We start from the raw sequence: 14,087 nt of genomic DNA, 5'->3' as shown, positions 1-14,087 counted from the left end.
GGCCTCGATCGAGGTGAACGCCCTCCAGGCGATGTGCCGCCAGGTCTTCGGCTTCCGGCTGGCGATGATCGCCCTGGCGAGCCCGACGGCCCTGATGGGAGCGGCACCGGGGGTGGCGGCCTGGCTGGTGGGCGCGGCCGTGCTGGTCACCTTCATGGGCTCGTACGTGATGTTCCGGGACTGGGAACGGTTCGGCCCGCTGCTGCTCCGGCACCCCGCCCTGCTCGCCGCCGACACGCTCTTCGGCTCGCTGCTCCTGGTCACGGCGGGCCCGCAGAGCACGCTCGGATACGTCAGCGTCTGCACGCCGCTGCTCGCGGGCCTCGCCTACAGCTGGCGCGGGGCCGCGTTCTTCGCATGCCTCCAGTCGCTGATCCTGCTCGCGATCCACGCCGCGAAGGTGGGCGAGCCGGGCGGCATCGGGGACGCGGCGCTCCTCCCCGGCCTGTGCGTGATCACGGGCGCGCTGGGCGTCACCCTCCGGAACCTGCTGCTTCGCTTCGGCGCCGCGACCAGGGCGCTCACGGAGGCCCGTACCCGCCTGGCCGCGGCGCAGGCGGTCGAGGAGGAACGGGCCAGGCTCGCCCGTGACATGCACGACTCGGTGGCCAAGACCCTGCATGGCCTGGCGCTGGCGGCGGACGGGCTGGCGGAGTCTCCGGACCCCCGACGGCAGGCGCTGCTCGTGGCACGCTCGGCCCGGCGGGCGGCGGCGGAGTCCCGCGAGCTGCTCGCGGACCTGCGGAGGCAGTCGTACGGCCTGGGGCAGGAGATCGACCTCTCGTCGGAACTCTCGCTCCGCGTACGCGAGTTCGCCCGCCGCTCGGGCATCGAGACCCATTACACGGGGGTCGGCCCGAGCCCGGTACCACCCGTTCCGTACGCGGTGGCACGGCAGTTGCTGACGATCGCCTCGGAGGCGATGGAGAACGCGGGCCGCCACGCGGCGCCGACCAGGGTGGACGTCTCGGCCGGCGTCGTCGCGGGCCTGCTCCGGATCAGCGTGTGCGACGACGGCCGCGGTCTGCCGCCGGGCACGACCCTGGACGACCTGCGCAGGACGGGCCACTTCGGCCTGGTCGGCATGGTGGAGCGGGCGGCCGGGGTGGGGGCGCGCCTCAGGATCGGCAGGGGCAGCGTGGTGCGCGGCACGGAGGTCCGCCTGGAAGTCCCGATCGAGGGAGGTGCGCGATGACTCTCACGGTGCTCGTCGCGGACGACAACCCGGTGGTACGGGCCGGCCTGCGGACCCTGCTGGACGCCGACGCGGCCCTCCGGGTCGTCGCGGAGGCCCCCGACGGCCGCACGGCGGTGAGCCTGACGGACCACCACCGGCCGGACGTGGTCCTGCTGGACGTCCGGATGCCCGTGGTCGACGGCCTGACGGCCCTCCCGCACCTGGTCCGGCTGGCGCCGGTGCTGATGCTCACGTACAGCGGGGAGCACGAGATCGTCAGGGAGGCGCTGAGGCTGGGCGCGGGCGGTTATCTGGTCCACGGGGAGTTCACCCCGGAGGAACTGCGCACGGCGGTCCACGACATCGCGGCGGGCCGGGCCCACTTCACCCCGACGGCGGCGAACGCGGTGCTGGGCGTGGTGAGGGGTGCGACTGCACATGGTGGGGCGAGGCCAACTGTCTCGACTTCATGGAGATCTGCCCAAATGACTTCGCAGCTGCAACCGAATGTGGCACGGTATGGACTGAGCGTGAGGGAGGGGGAGGTGATGGACCTGATCGCGTCGGGCCTCAGCAATCGACAGATCGCGGACACCTGCTTCATCACCGAGAAGACGGTCAAGAACCACATCAACCGCATCTTCGCGAAACTCCACGCGGGGAGCCGCAGTGAGGCGATAGCGGCATGGCTGGGCACCAGGGGAGCGCTGGGCACGCTGGGCACCGGGAGGACCTCGTGACGTGGGCCCGCATTTGGGCCCGAGGGCCCTGGGGTAGGGGTGGGGAGGGCGCGTACGGTGCGCGGGCCTACACATCCGGAGGGGACCACCATGAGCGACGTGCTGCTGAAGGCCGTGACGAAGGTGAAGGTACGCCTCGGCGGATGGTCACGAGAGCGGTCACAGGACCGCGGGCAGACGGCGGTGGAGTACCTGGGGATCATCGTGGTGGTGGTGGCGATCGTGATCGCGATCACGGGTACGGACATCGGAAAGACGATCAAGGACGCCATTACGCAGAAGATCGCCGATCTGACGTCCAAGTAGGGCCCCGGCGAAGGGATAAGGGCCAAGCCTTCCCCATCTACCTCACGGTTGTGGCGGGTTTGCTGCTGCTCGCCTTCGCCTATTTCGCAGTGGGGCAAGCGGCCGCAACCCGCAATGGTGCCCAGACGGCAGCCGACGCGGCTGCCCTGGCAGCGGCTCAAGATGCTCGGGACCAGCTGCGGAACGGTTGGCTCGACGTCATCCTCGACCCCACCAAGTGGGGTGAGTACATCAGGGGCGAGAGCTACGACACGGGAGCCGCCTGTCAGCGTGCCGCCTCGTTCGCCGCCAAGAATCAGGCGGAAATCTGGGGCGCTGGGTGCGACCGGCTGCCTCTCGGACAGGAGGGCTTCGAGGTCGAGGTCCGCACTCGGAACACTGTCGGGGAGTCAGTCATCCCGGGTACCGAGAAGCAGCATGCAAGGGCGACGGCCGTTGCGGTGATCCAACCAAGGTGCACGTTCGAGGCACCCGAGCCCTCTGCCGATCCGGAGCCGGAACCCCAACCGACGCCCGAGCCAGAACCCACTCCTACGGAGCCCGACCCGATTACCGGCCTCATGTGCGACGGTGTCTCCTGGGAGATCGATCCTGAGCGTCCACGGCTCCCGAGCGCCGCTGATCTCTTCATCGTTCGACTGGCCGACAGATAGCGAAGGAACTCCCATTCATGAGTGTTCGGTACGCAACGCGGTTTCGCAGAAGGACGGCTGCCGTTGTCGTTGCGACGTGTCTCCTTGTGGCGGTCGCCGGCTGCGGTGGTGAGGACAAGTCCCCCGATGCCAAGCCCTCTGTGAGTTCCGGAGCTCCCAAGACCACTGTGAGCAAGGGGCCCCAAACCGAGGAGCCGGCAGAAGCGCTGGCTGTACTCCAGGGAGAGAAGGGGCTTGAGCTCACCGTCGGCTCGGCGGAGCGCGATGCCGGCGGCTTTCTGACAGTCAAGGGGACCCTCAAGAACACGTCAGGGTCTTCCGCTGTCGTCTCCTCCCAGACGAGTGGAGACGAGACCGAGGTCATGAAGCACGGCAGCTCTTTCGGGGGCGCCACGCTTGTGGACTCCGTCGCGAAGAAGCGCTACTACGTTCTACGCGACACGGATGGCCGGCCGCTGACCACCACGGGCATCAGCGTGCTGGCGGCCGGGGCTTCAGCCGCAGTCTTCATGCAGTTCCCCGCTCCTCCCAACGCTACCGAGGTCACCCTCCAGCTCCCCACATTCAACCCCGGCACTATCAAACTCTCCTGAGGCAGCCATGACGACATCGAGCCGCATCGCCGTCCTCACCGCAGTCCTCCTTCTCTCCACCGCCACCCCCGCCCTCGCCGACGATCCCCCCAACTCGACCTCCAGCGGCTCCCCGCCGCCCGCGATCGACGCGAACTCGCCCGAGCTCATGCTGCCCGACGGTGCCACCCTCGCCCCCGCCAAGATCCTCGACATCAAGCAGGTCGTCGAGGAGGAAGGCGGCGAGCAGCGGCGTGAGGACACCAACGTCGACGTCACCTTCGCCCTCCAGGCCGAGGTCCTCTTCGGCAAGGACAGCGCCAAGCTCAGCCCCGCCGCGACCGCCCGTATCGCCGCCATCGCCGTGGAGATCAACAAGCAGAACTCCAGCAAGGTCCGCGTCTTCGGCTTCACCGACAACCTCGGCACGTACGAGCACGGCCTCAAGCTCTCCAAACAGCGCGCGGACGCCGTGCAGCAGGAGCTGGCGAAGAACCTCGACCCAGGGAAGACCTTCGACATCCGCGGGTACAGCGAGGACTACCCGATCGCCGACAACAGTACGGAGGAGGGCCGCACCAAGAACCGTCGCGTGGAGATCTCCTTCCCGCGAACGACGGGCGGCTGAGCCCACCCGCGGGGAGGGCCACGGGTGCCGGCCCGCGCACCGCGGCACCCGGCGCGCGCGCCCCGGCGCGTGGTGCGGAGCCGCCCTCCGGCCTTCGCGCGCGGACCCCTCATGCCAGGTGTCCCAGTGCCGTCCGGATCGTTGTGATCACGTCGGCCGGGTGGTGGAAGACGTCCGTCGCCGTGAAGCGGAGGACCCTGTGGATCGCCGGGCAGTCGGTGAGTTCGTTGAAGCGCTGGATGTCGCGGGCGTGGGCCTGCCGCGTGCCGTGGAAGGCATAGCCCTCGATCTCGATCGCCAGGCCCGCCTCGCGGAAGAGGAAGTCCGGGCGGAGGCCGCGGCCCGAACGGGAGCGGAGAAGGGGCTGGCATTCCGGGTGGAGGCCCGCGTCATGCATGTGGAGGCGGGCGATCGTCTCCGCCGGGGAGCCCGATGCCGCGTTCGCCAGGAGGAGCCAGCGGCGGGCTCGGGGAGCCCCCGGGCGGCGGGCGGTCAGTTCGGCCGCCAGGGAGTCGAGGCGGACGACCGGCTCGCGACGTGCCCCCCGGACCGTACGGCGCGACAGCGCCGAGTCCGCCGTGACCACCGCCCCCTCGCGCGTCCCGCAGCTCCGTATCAGGTCGCCGACCGTCCGCGCCGCGCTCGTCACCCGCAGGCCCGCCCGGACGCACACGTCCCCCTCGGCGAGTCCGCCCGTCCTGTGGACCCGCAGCTCCGGCCGCGCGGATCCACCGCCACCCGCCCGGCTCGCCGTGAACTCCAGCACCTCCCCGATCTCCCGCGTCGCGTCCAGGACCTCCACCCGGTGCAGCGCCGCCGCCGTGCCGTGGCTGCACACCAGCTCCGGACGCAGCAGTTGGACCGCCCTCGCCCTGACCTTCCAGTCCACCTCCTTCCCCGGGACCGCCCACGCGCCCCGACAGATCCGCTGCCACCCCTCGTGACGCAGACGCCTCCCCAGCCGGCCGCCCCCCGGCGGGCCCGCCGCGTGCGCCCACGCGGTCAGAAGCACCCCGCCGCGGGCCAGTCTCGCCAAGTCGTGCATGGCTCCAACGATCGACGGACAACCGACAGTTCGCACCCCCTGTGGATAACTGTCGCCCTCATGCCTCATCCTGGTCGAAACGGGCGCCAGGACTCCTCCGGAGCGGACTGCTGATGACGACGACACAGCCGAGCGTGCAACTGGTCAGCGACCTCGTGAACCACATCCCGGAGTTCCGGGCCGCCTTCGACACCCATGTCTTCAACCAGGGCGGCGTACTGCCCCACGTCTTCTTCTGGGACGTCGTCCAGGACACCGTGCGCTCGTTCCTCGGCGAGAGCCCCGACACGGCCGACTGGCGCCGCACCCTCGACTTCCTGGAGGAGCAGTGCGGACGCGGGGTCCTCGGCATCGACGAGGTCATCGTCACCTCGTTCCTCAACGACCTGCCCTACCCCGACGAGCCCGGCCACGCCATCACGCTCCAGCTCGGGCCCGTCATGGCCGCCCGTTTCGAGCGGATCCGGCCCGGAGGGTGATCCGGGAGGGGCGAGCCTCGCGGCCCGTCCCGGCCGGCACCGCGGTTCCCCCGGCCTCACCTCCGCCCTCCGGGCCTGCCCCTCCGCCCCGCGCCTCCCCCTCTCCCCTCCGAACCTGCCCCTCCGCCCCGGGCCTCCCTCCGCCCTCGCGGCTCCCTCCGGCCCCCGACGTCTCCCCGCTCATGCTCCGGACATAATCGAGCGCATGTGCCCAGACCGACCCCGTCCCCCGGAATCACTCGCCGCCGCCCTCGGCGGCTACGCCGCGACCCGCGTCATCGGCCTCGCGGTCCTCGCCGTCGCCGCCCTCGTGGCCGGCAAGGACGGGATGCACCGGCTGTCCGGGCGCTGGGACGCCGTCTGGTACGTCCGCATCGCGGAGAACGGGTACGGCCACCAGGTCACCCTCCCCAACGGGAGCGTCCACTCCGACCTCGCCTTCTTCCCGCTCTTCCCGGCCCTCGAACGGGCCCTGTCCACCGTCCTCCCCGTGGACGCCGCCACCGCCGGGCTGCTCGTCTCCTGGACCGCCTCGCTCGCCGCCGCCTGGGGGATCTACGCCGTCGGCAGTCATGTGGCGGGCCGGGAGACCGGTGTCGTCCTCGCCGTCCTCTGGGGCGTGTACCCGACCGCGTTCGTGCAGTCGATGGCGTACACGGAGACGCTCTTCACCGCCCTCGCCGCCTGGTCGATCCTCGCCGTGCTGCGCGGTCGCTGGATCCTGGCCGGTGCGCTCTGCGCCCTCGCCGGGCTCACCCGGCCGACCGCCGCCGCGCTCGTCGCCGCCCTCGGGATCACCGCGATCGTCACCGTCGTCCGCGAACGCAGGCTGCCCCTCGCCACGGTGGCCGGCGTGCTGCTCGCACCGCTGGGCTGGCTCGCGTACATCGTCTACGTCGGAGTGCGGGAGGGCAGCCCCACCGCCTACTTCGACGTCCAGGCCGCCTGGGGCAACTCCATCGACGGCGGCGTGGCGCTCGCCCGCTTCATCTGGGGCCTTCCGCCGCTCGCCGCCCTGGGGCTCTGCGCGGCGCTCGGTCTGCTCGCCTGGCTGGTGGTCCTGTGCGTACGGCAGAAGCAGCCCCTGCCGCTGCTCGTGTACACGATCGCCGTCGTGGTCATATCCCTCATCGGCGCCGCGTACTTCGGCTCCCGCCCGCGGCTGATGATGCCGGCGTTCGGTCTGCTGCTGCCGGCCGCGGTGGCGCTCGTGCGGCTCCGTGTACGCCACCGGATCCTCGTCCTGACGGGGCTCGCGCTCGCCTCCGGTGCGTACGGCGCCTTCACGCTCCTCGGCTCGGGTCCACCGTGACCCGTACGCCCGGCCGCACGCCCCAGCCCGCCATCGCGCCGCCCTCCGCCTCCAGCACGTGCCGTCCTCTCAGGCGGACCATGCCGAGCCGTCCCGGCCTCATCGTCACCACGTCCAGGACGGTGAACGAACGGTCCAGATAGGCGACGTCGATCGCGAAGCGCATGCCGAAGGTGTGCACGCTGTTGGTCGGGGTGATGAGGAGAGCGCCCGCGATCCCCTCCCTGCCGAGCAGGCCCCGACGCCGCGCCCGGTAGGAGGCCGCGATCTCCAGCGGCAGCGAGTCGCCCCCCACGAGCAGACGTCCCGTTCCGTCACGCCACTTCCCCGGTCTCCCCATGGGGGAGACGGTAGCGGCCCGGCTGGGTAGGGTGCCGCGCGTGGACGTCCTGCTGATCGCCGTCGCCGCCCTGTGGGGCGCGGCGGCCGGGCTGCTCGTGCCGCGCGCTGCGTACCGGCTGTCGGTCGAGCCGGAGGAGCGGTGGCGGGACAGCTGCCAGGCGGGGCACGCCCTGGTCGGCCCCGCGCGCGGCTGGCTCGGCGGCCCGGACTGCGCCGCCTGCGCGGACCGGACGGCCGACGCGCGCACGATCCCCGAGGCGAGCGCGGACCACACGGTGCTCCCCGCCCCAGGCCCCGTTTCCGGCCCAAGGCCAGGCCCCGGCCCCGACCCAGGTCCAGGCCCCGACTCAGGTCCAGGCCCCGGCCCAGGTCCTGGCCCCGACTCAGGTCCAGGCCCCGGCCCAGGTCCAGGCCCGGGCCCCCGGCCTTCGGCCCCCCGCCCTTCGGCCGCCCGCCTCAGCCCGTCCCTCCTCACCCCCTGTCTCCTCACCCCCCTCGCCTGCGCCGCCCTCGCCGCCGCCACCGGGCCCCGCCCCGAGCTGGCCGTCTGGCTCCTCTACGCGCCCTTCGCCGTCCTCCTCTCGACCGTCGACGTCCGCGTCCACCGGCTGCCCGACCAGCTCACGCTCCCGCTCGCCGCCGTCACGCCGCTGCTCCTCCTCGGCGCCGGTCTCCTGCCGTACGAGGCCGGGTCCTGGCTCCACGCCCTGGGCGGCGGACTCGCCCTGGGCGGCGGGTACCTGGTGCTGTTCCTGATCCACCCGAACGGCATGGGTCTCGGCGACGTCAAGCTCGCGCTCTCGCTCGGCGCCGTCCTCGGCTGGTACGGCTGGGGGATCCTCTTCGTCGGAGCCTTCTCGGGGTTCCTGTTCGGATCGCTGTACGGACTCGGCCTCGTCCTCGCGCGGCGCGGGAGCCGCAAGTCGGCGATCCCGTTCGGACCGTTCATGATCGGCGGCGCGCTGTTCGGCGTGCTCATGGGAGCCTTCGCGGCCACGCCCTAGCATCCGCATATATGTGGACAAAGACCGGCGATCTGCCGGACCTGCCAGGTGATTCGTCCGAACCGACCGCCAAGGCCCCACCGGTCTCCCGGGCCCCCGCCGCCCCCTCGCCGCTCAAGCCCTCCCTGCTGCCCTGGGCCTGGGCCGCCGGCCTGTGCCTCCTCTACGCGACCGTCGCCCTGCGCCGCCACTTCCTCCTGCGTACGACCGGCTACGACCTCGGCATCTTCGAACAGGCCGTGCGGGCCTACTCCGAACTCCGCGCCCCAGTCGTGCCGTTGCGCGGCGAGGACTTCAACCTGCTCGGCGACCACTTCCACCCCCTCCTCGCCGTCCTCGCGCCGCTCTACCGGATCTGGCCCTCCGCCTCGTGCCTGCTCGTCGCCCAGTCCGCCCTGCTCGCCCTCGCCGTCGTGCCGCTCGCGCGCTGGGCGCGGCGGGTGCTCGGCACCTGGGCGGCCCACGCGGTCGCCGCCGGCTACGGGCTCAGCTGGGGCATCGCCTCCGCCGCCGCCTTCGACTTCCACGAGATCGCCTTCGCCGTACCCCTGCTCGCGTTCTCCCTCGAAGCGCTCGGCCGGCGGCGCTGGGGCGTCGCGGTCGCCTGGGCCGCACCGCTGCTGCTCGTCAAGGAGGACCTGGGGCTGACCGTGGCCGCCATCGGCGTGTACATCGCCGTCAAGGGCTCCCGCCGGCTCGGTGTCGTGACCGCGCTGGGCGGGATCCTCGGCTCGGTCCTCGCGATCAAGGTGCTGCTGCCCGCCGTGAACCCCGCCGGGGAGTACTACTACGGCGGCAATCTCCCCGACACCGACGGCTCCCTGCTCACCACCCTCGCCATGCTCCCGATCGACGCGCTGCAGCCCGAGGTCAAGGCGGTGACCCTGGTCCTGGTCTTCGCCCCGTCCGCGCTGCTCGCGCTGCGCTCACCCCTGGCGCTGATCGCCGTCCCGACGCTCGCCTGGCGGTTGCTCTCCGAGAACAGCTCCCACTGGGGCACGGCGTACCACTACAGCGCTGTCCTGATGCCGGTCGTCTTCGCCGCCCTGGTCGACGCGCTGTCCGTGTGGGGCCGGGAGCCGTACCCGCTCCGGGTCCGTCAGCTGCGGGCCTCGCTCCTCACCGTGCTGGCGGTGACGGCGGTCCTCGTGCCGTCCTTCCCGCTCGCGCAGGTGGCGGCGGTGTCGACCTGGCGCGCCGACCCGCACGTGGGGAGCGCCCGCGCGCTGCTGGAGCGGATCCCCGACGGGGCGACCGTCGCCGCCTCCAACCGGCTGGTGCCCCAACTCACGTCGCGCTGCTCGGTCGTGGTCTTCCCGACGTACCCGGTGGACGAGAAGGCGCCGAGGTCGCCGCTGAGCTTCATCCCGCAGCCCACCGCGGAGTGGATCGTCCACGACCGGGAGGCACCGGAGGGCTGGCTCTTCCGGCAGGGCCACTGGCCGTACCGGCTCGACGTGCAGGAGTCGGAGCTGAGGCTGGCGCGTCAGGTGTACGGGTACGAGCTGGTGGCGGAGGGGGACGGGGTGACGCTGCTGCGCCGTCGGTCGATGTGACGGCCCGGGCTCGGACGGCTCCCCCGCACGGCTCGGGCTCGGACGGCCCGCCTCGGACGGCTCCCCCGCACGGTCCGGGCGAGGACGGCTCCCCCCCCCACGGCCCGCCTCGGACGGTTCCCCGGGCGGGAGGGACACGTCCCACCCGCCCCGACCCCGTCCGACCTCACCCGCCCCGCCCCCCAGCGACGCCGCCCGCCCGCCCCCTCCGGCCTCAGGCGTGCGGTCCCACCTCCACCGGGCCCACCGTCAGTTCCGCCGTGCCCTCCAAAACCTCCCCGACCCGGGCGGCCCGCGCCTCCAGCTCGCGCAGGCGCGCCGCGCTCAGGCGCCGCAGCGGCTCCACCGTCACCGCGATCCGTCTCCCCGACCGCCGCTGGTGCCACACCCCCGCGACGACCCCGTCCACCAGCAGCACCGGATAGTTCCCGGCCTGCCCGCCCGCCAGCGCCCGCTCGTACGCCTTCCCGGGAAAGAGCCGCCGCCTCGGCTGCGAGGCGATCGTGAACGCGTCGAAGTACGGCAGCAGGCGGACCCCGCGCGCGGGAGCGTCCGGGAACCGCGCGTCCCCCGCGACCACCCACGCCGCCTCGTCCTCGAAGCGGACCTCCTCGATCCGTCCCTCCCCGGCCATCGCGGCGAACAGCTCGCCCGCCCACCCGGCCGGGGCCGCCAGCCAGCGCGCGAAGTGCTTCGGGGTCGCGGGGCCGTACGCGTACAGATAGCGCTCCACCAGCGCGCGCAACGCCTTCGCGCCCTCCATGGGGCGTGCCCCCGGGTTCGTGTACGTGACCTTCCGGCCCCGGTCCGCCCCGAAGGCGAGGACCCCGCGCCAGCCGGCCAGGTGGGTCACCTGGCGCCAGCGGGGCCACTTGTCCTGGAACGCCTCCATCACCCGGTCGCCCGCCCAGGGCCCCGTGCGGGCCACGATCGCGTCCGTCAGCTCGTCCACGGTCAGCTCGGCGTCCGTCAGCGCGTCCCCGATCGCCGCGACGACCTCCTCGGTCTGCGCCTCGGTCATCCGGATTCCCTCGGGCATCGCCCGCGTCCACGGCACCGCGGAAAGAGCCCCCGTCCACAGCGGCAGATCGGCGGCGGGCAGCAGGTGCACGGTCCCGCGCGGGCCGTACGTCTTGACCAGCGTGCGGTCCTCCCGCAGCGCCGTGCGGACCTCTCGTCGCGTCGCCTCCGTCGTACGCAGCGCCAGGGACAGCTCCGCGGCCGACAGGACCTGGGCATGCGCGCCGAGCATGGCGGCGGCCACGGCCGCCGGAGGGCCGTCGGTCGGCTCGGCCAGGAACTGCCGCTGGATACGTCGGGCGTCGGCCTGCTCCCAGCCGACCTGTGGTGGGGTAGTGGTCATGCTCCGACCGTAGGTCCGGAATAGGTCGGAGTCCGTCCGCCTTGACCGAACAGTCGGGACGAATCGAGGAGTTGGCGATGGCCAAGGGGAAGACCACGTACGACTGCGGGCTCGACGCGGCCGTCGACGTCGTCGGCGGCAAATGGAAGCCACTGATCCTCTGGGCGCTGCACGCGCACGGCGCGACGCGCTTCGGGGAGCTCAGGCGGGCGATCGGCGGTGTGAGCGAGAAGGTGCTGATCCAGCAGCTGCGCGAGCTGGAGGCGGACGGCATCGTCCACCGGGAGATCTACCGGGAGGTCCCGCCCCGGGTGGAGTACTCCCTCACGGAACTGGGGGAGGCGCTGAACGAGGCGCTGCTGCCACTGGGGGAGTGGGGCGACCGCTTCATGGCCGAGATCCTCGCCCGCAAGGCCGAGCAGGCTGCCTGATCCCCACCCGCTGTCCGACCTGCCCCTCCGGGCCGCGCCGTCAACCGGATGACACTCCCCGGGGGTCCCTCTTGGGAGGTACGGAACCCGCCGCCACGCCGGGGCGCAAACCCGCCAGCGGGCCTCACACCCCTTGTGCCGCATGGGCTCCGGCAAATCCGGGACAGACCATTGGTGTCGCTTGGCACGCAGCACCGGCGATGAAGGGTTATGGTGGAAACCCCCCCTCGGGCCGGTCCGTATCCCCCCCACGGACCGGCCCGTTTTCGTTCCCGGAACCCGGACCCGGAACCCCGGCCCTCTCGGCCCTCAGGACCCGGACCCGGACCCGGAACCCCGGCCCCCTCGGCCCTCAGGACCCGGACGCGGTCAGTTCCGGCCGGCCCAGATGTTGGTGCCCTCGGTGTCCACGGCGAAGGAGTCGATCTCCTTCAGCTCCTCCTCCGTCAGCGGCGGCCCGGCCAGCGCTGCCACGTTCTCCTCCAGCTGCCCCACGCTGGACGCCCCGATCAGCGCGGACGTCATCCGCTCGTCGCGCAGCACCCACGACAGCGCCAGCTGCGCCAGCGACTGCCCGCGGCGCTCGGCGATGTCGGCCAGGCCGCGCAGTCGCCGCAGCACGTCGTCGGAGAGCAGGTTCGGGTCGAGGGACTTGCCCTGGGTGGCCCGCGAACCCTCCGGGATGCCCTTCAGGTACTTGTTGGTGAGCAGCCCCTGCGCCAGCGGCACGAAGGAGATGCAGCCCATGCCGGCCGCCTCCAGCGTGTCGAGGAGGGCGTCCTCCTCGGTCCAGCGGTTGATCATCGAGTACGACGGCTGGTGGATGAGCGCCGGGACACCCATCTCCTTGAGGATCCGCGCGGCCTCGGCGGTCTGCTCGCTGTTGTAGGAGGAGACACCGACGTACAGCGCCTTGCCCTGCTGGACCGCGGAGGCGAGCGCCCCCATCGTCTCCTCCAGCGGGGTGTGCGGGTCGAAGCGGTGCGAGTAGAAGATGTCGACGTAGTCGAGGCCCATCCGCTTCAGCGAGGCGTCGAGCGAGGACATCAGGTACTTGCGGGAGCCCCACTCGCCGTACGGGCCGGGGTGCATCAGATAGCCGGCCTTCGTCGAGACGATCAGCTCGTCCCGGTAGGGCGCGAAGTCCTGGGCGAAGATCTTGCCGAAGTTCAGCTCGGCCGAGCCGGGCGGCGGTCCGTAGTTGTTCGCCAGGTCGAAGTGGGTCACACCGAGATCGAAGGCGCGGCGCAGGATCGCGCGCTGGGAGTCGAGCGCGCGGTCGTCGCCGAAGTTGTGCCAGAGGCCGAGGGAGACGGCGGGCAGCTTGAGCCCGCTGCGGCCGGTGCGGCGGTACTCCATGTGCTCGTAGCGGTCCGCGGAGGCGCGGTACAGGGGGGAATCAGTCACGTATCTCTGCTTATCACGGACTTGTGACAGTCCCGGGCTGGGAGCCTTTGACCCGTGCGCAGTAATGTGGCGGCTTCGGGGACCGCCGCGGCATGGAGGGGTTAAGAACAGTGAACCTGCGCGACCTGGTGTACGGGCTCTACGCACGCCGGGTGGAAGGCCGTCTCGACCATGCCCAGGTGCCCAAGCACATCGGCGTGATCCTCGACGGCAACCGGCGCTGGGCCAAGGCCTCCGGAGGTACCCCCGAGCAGGGTCACAAGGCCGGCGCCGACAAGATCCAGGAGCTGCTCGGCTGGTGTGCCGAGACCGACGTCGAGGTCGTCACGCTCTGGATGCTCTCCACGGACAACCTGAACCGGCCCGAGGCGCAGCTCGTCCCGCTGCTCGCGATCATCGAGGACGCGGTGCGCGCCCTGGCCTCCGACGGCCGCTGGCGGGTGCACCACGTGGGCACGCTCGACCTGCTGCCCGCCCGGACCCAGTCCGTGCTGAAGGATGCCGAGCAGTCCACCCACGGCAACACGGGGATACTCGTCAACGTCGCCGTGGGCTACGGCGGCCGCCAGGAGATCGCGGACGCGGTCCGCTCGCTGCTCCTGGAGCACGCGGACAAGGGGACGAGCTTCGAGGAGCTCGCGGAGATCGTCGACGTCGAGCACATCTCCGAGCACCTCTACACGCGCGGTCAGCCCGACCCGGACCTGGTGATCCGTACGAGTGGCGAGCAGCGTCTGTCCGGTTTCATGCTGTGGCAGAGCGCCCATTCGGAGTACTACTTCTGCGAAGTCCACTGGCCCGCCTTCCGCAAGGTGGACTTCCTGCGCGCGCTGCGCGACTACGCGGCCCGGCACCGCCGCTACGGCACCTGACGGAGGCCGGCGTACCGCCGCGGGGGCGGGGTCACCTGACGTTCATGAACACGTCGTCATATGCCATGGCATGGCTGAGGGTGTTCGAGGGAATACCCCTTCCAGAGTGAGCGGCACGGAGACCGCCACCCGGGAGGCCCGTTGCACCAGGACGACCGTGCAGGACATGTACGGACGAAGCGGAGGGCCGGAGCTCGGCC

At 71.8% G+C, this 14,087-nt stretch carries 15 protein-coding genes and 1 pseudogene; 12 read left to right on the top strand and 4 right to left on the bottom strand.

Annotated features, from left to right (window positions below; translation table 11 throughout):
• Positions 1–31 precede the first annotated feature (31 nt).
• The 6 genes and pseudogenes from AB0D99_RS23935 to AB0D99_RS23910 all read left to right on the top strand — a co-directional run bounded on the left by AB0D99_RS23935 (position 32) and on the right by AB0D99_RS23910 (position 4,076).
• A complete protein-coding gene (locus AB0D99_RS23935; protein WP_362365929.1) occupies positions 32–1,195 on the top strand; it encodes a histidine kinase in 1,164 nt (387 codons plus the stop codon).
• Positions 1,192–1,917 (top strand): response regulator transcription factor, encoded by a 726-nt coding sequence (locus AB0D99_RS23930; protein ID WP_362365702.1) that lies wholly within the window; start codon positions 1,192–1,194, stop codon positions 1,915–1,917. The genes AB0D99_RS23935 and AB0D99_RS23930 overlap by 4 nt, the downstream gene beginning before the upstream one ends.
• Before the next feature lie 90 nt (positions 1,918–2,007).
• Positions 2,008–2,223, top strand: coding sequence for a Flp family type IVb pilin (locus tag AB0D99_RS23925; protein ID WP_362365699.1), 216 nt, complete (start codon positions 2,008–2,010; stop codon positions 2,221–2,223).
• Positions 2,224–2,255: 32 nt separating this feature from the next.
• Positions 2,256–2,876: pseudogene (locus tag AB0D99_RS23920) on the top strand (pilus assembly protein TadG-related protein); the annotation flags it as partial.
• Between the two features lie 17 nt (positions 2,877–2,893).
• Entirely contained in the window at positions 2,894–3,469 is a 576-nt protein-coding gene (locus tag AB0D99_RS23915; protein WP_362365697.1) for a hypothetical protein, read from the top strand.
• Between the two features lie 7 nt (positions 3,470–3,476).
• Positions 3,477–4,076 carry an OmpA family protein gene (locus tag AB0D99_RS23910; RefSeq protein WP_362365694.1) on the top strand — a complete coding sequence of 200 codons (600 nt, stop codon included), beginning with the start codon at positions 3,477–3,479 and terminating at the stop codon, positions 4,074–4,076.
• Positions 4,077–4,185: 109 nt separating this feature from the next.
• On the opposite strand, the gene AB0D99_RS23905 is transcribed toward AB0D99_RS23910, so the two are convergent.
• Positions 4,186–5,121: a hypothetical protein gene (locus AB0D99_RS23905; RefSeq protein WP_362365691.1), complete on the bottom strand. Its 936-nt coding sequence runs from the start codon at positions 5,119–5,121 to the stop codon at positions 4,186–4,188.
• Positions 5,122–5,234: 113 nt separating this feature from the next.
• Here AB0D99_RS23905 and AB0D99_RS23900 point away from each other — a divergent pair, with 113 nt between their 5' ends.
• Both AB0D99_RS23900 and AB0D99_RS23895 read left to right on the top strand, forming a co-directional pair.
• Complete coding sequence (locus AB0D99_RS23900) at positions 5,235–5,600, top strand: hypothetical protein (RefSeq protein WP_362365688.1); 366 nt, start codon at positions 5,235–5,237, stop codon at positions 5,598–5,600.
• Positions 5,601–5,805: 205 nt separating this feature from the next.
• Positions 5,806–6,912 (top strand): hypothetical protein, encoded by a 1,107-nt coding sequence (locus AB0D99_RS23895; protein ID WP_362365685.1) that lies wholly within the window; start codon positions 5,806–5,808, stop codon positions 6,910–6,912.
• Here the strand turns inward: AB0D99_RS23895 and AB0D99_RS23890 are convergent.
• Positions 6,884–7,252, bottom strand: a complete 369-nt coding sequence (locus tag AB0D99_RS23890; RefSeq protein ID WP_362365682.1) for a DUF192 domain-containing protein — start codon at positions 7,250–7,252, stop codon at positions 6,884–6,886. The two genes, AB0D99_RS23895 and AB0D99_RS23890, sit on opposite strands and share 29 nt — an antisense overlap.
• 40 nt (positions 7,253–7,292) lie before the next feature.
• Between AB0D99_RS23890 and AB0D99_RS23885 the strand changes: the two genes are divergently transcribed.
• Together AB0D99_RS23885 and AB0D99_RS23880 are read left to right on the top strand one after the other, a co-directional pair.
• A complete protein-coding gene (locus AB0D99_RS23885; protein WP_362365679.1) occupies positions 7,293–8,258 on the top strand; it encodes an A24 family peptidase in 966 nt (321 codons plus the stop codon).
• An 11-nt stretch (positions 8,259–8,269) separates the two neighbouring features.
• The gene (locus tag AB0D99_RS23880; RefSeq protein WP_362365676.1) at positions 8,270–9,814 is read left to right on the top strand and encodes a DUF2079 domain-containing protein; all 1,545 of its coding nucleotides are present in this window, start codon (positions 8,270–8,272) and stop codon (positions 9,812–9,814) included.
• Positions 9,815–10,028: 214 nt separating this feature from the next.
• Here AB0D99_RS23880 and AB0D99_RS23875 read toward each other — a convergent pair whose 3' ends face one another.
• Entirely contained in the window at positions 10,029–11,177 is a 1,149-nt protein-coding gene (locus AB0D99_RS23875; protein ID WP_362365673.1) for a winged helix DNA-binding domain-containing protein, read from the bottom strand.
• Positions 11,178–11,254: 77 nt separating this feature from the next.
• On the opposite strand from AB0D99_RS23875, the gene AB0D99_RS23870 reads away from it, so the two are divergent.
• Positions 11,255–11,608: a helix-turn-helix domain-containing protein gene (locus AB0D99_RS23870; RefSeq protein WP_362365670.1), complete on the top strand. Its 354-nt coding sequence runs from the start codon at positions 11,255–11,257 to the stop codon at positions 11,606–11,608.
• Positions 11,609–11,977: 369 nt separating this feature from the next.
• Here the strand turns inward: AB0D99_RS23870 and mgrA are convergent, their stop codons facing one another.
• A complete protein-coding gene (mgrA, locus tag AB0D99_RS23865) occupies positions 11,978–13,015 on the bottom strand; it encodes an L-glyceraldehyde 3-phosphate reductase (RefSeq protein ID WP_362365667.1) in 1,038 nt (345 codons plus the stop codon).
• Between the two features lie 110 nt (positions 13,016–13,125).
• On the opposite strand from mgrA, the gene AB0D99_RS23860 reads away from it, so the two are divergent.
• Positions 13,126–13,887: an isoprenyl transferase gene (locus AB0D99_RS23860; protein ID WP_362365664.1), complete on the top strand. Its 762-nt coding sequence runs from the start codon at positions 13,126–13,128 to the stop codon at positions 13,885–13,887.
• Positions 13,888–14,087 lie beyond the last annotated feature (200 nt).

This window comes from Streptomyces sp. NPDC047971 (assembly GCF_040653355.1).
Classification (GTDB): Bacteria; Actinomycetota; Actinomycetes; order Streptomycetales; family Streptomycetaceae; genus Streptomyces.
The sequence above is the reverse complement of the archived record's forward strand: the minus strand, read 5'-3'. Positions and strand labels throughout refer to the sequence as shown.